General features: G+C 45.2%; 2 protein-coding genes. One reads left to right on the forward strand and one right to left on the reverse strand.

Annotated elements, in window-relative coordinates; genetic code table 11:
• Nucleotides 1-556, reverse strand: a 556-nt coding sequence (locus A3738_RS22970; RefSeq protein ID WP_068763883.1) for an HNH endonuclease, incomplete at its 3' end; no start/stop codon positions are given.
• A gap of 237 nt (nucleotides 557-793) precedes the next feature.
• Between A3738_RS22970 and A3738_RS22975 the strand changes: the two genes are divergently transcribed.
• Nucleotides 794-1,021 (forward strand): DUF3135 domain-containing protein (locus A3738_RS22975; RefSeq protein ID WP_156504433.1); only part of this gene is annotated, 228 nt, incomplete at its 3' end.

Consider the following 1,021-nt stretch of genomic DNA (forward strand, 5'->3'; position numbering starts at 1 on the left):
CTGCAAAGTCGCCCGCTAAATGCTTGAACCCCTTTCTAAGATACGCCATCTGATCATCCAAAATACTGTGATTTTGAAGATACAAAAGTTCTGAAAACGTGGGTTTGAAGGGCACGGCGAGCAGAGGCATGTTTGCTTCTTCAGGCGTTCTCGCTCCTTTGCGCTGATTGCAGGGTTTACATGCTGATACAACGTTAGTCCACACATCCTTGCCGCCTCGCGACCGCGGGTGAATATGGTCACGCGTCAGCGATAATCGCGAGAAATGTTGTCCGCAGTACATACAAGTATGTTGATCGCGACGAAATAGATATTTGTTCATCAAAGGGATGTTTATGGCGTGTTTAGAGACAGAACCATCGACCGCCATAATCGGAGACAAGTAGACAACTGAACGCTCCCCTAGACGATTATAGCCTCCGCGCATCGCCACAGTTTGATCGCCAAACGCCCACAACACTTTGTTTGTACACACTAAATGAGTTGCAGTTTCTTTGCTAATCCAACGGACAGGACGCCCGCTTTTGTCGATTTTAAGAATCGCCTGAAAGTCCATAGTTGTCGTCCCGGTGCATAACATGAATGTTCGACCACTTTAGAAAGCTACACCTTTAATATGACGACTTTAAGTCAATCAGATCACTCAGGCGGCGCTTTCGAACGAACTGACTCCTTCATTTAGCTACAGCCTCTAAAGATACGCAAGTATGGTTTTACTTTTGTTTTCTTAACAAATTGAAAGTTGTACATAAAATAGCCAATACATTCCACGTAACAGTATGAGGTCGTTACAATGCAGAATGGAAAATCACGCGAGATCAGCAAGCTTCGTTTGAAAGATGTTGACGTACGCAAAACTGCGCTTGGTCGTGTTGAGCTACCCAATTTTGATGAACTAATGCGCCTCGCAAGCGAGAATCCTGAACAGCTCGAAAGCATTCGGAAAAATGCAATTGAAACCGTGATTAATGGTGCTCCGAAGCACATGAGAGAGCGCTTACAAGGGCTCCAGTTTCAGATC

The organism is Oleiphilus sp. HI0066 (assembly GCF_001635725.1).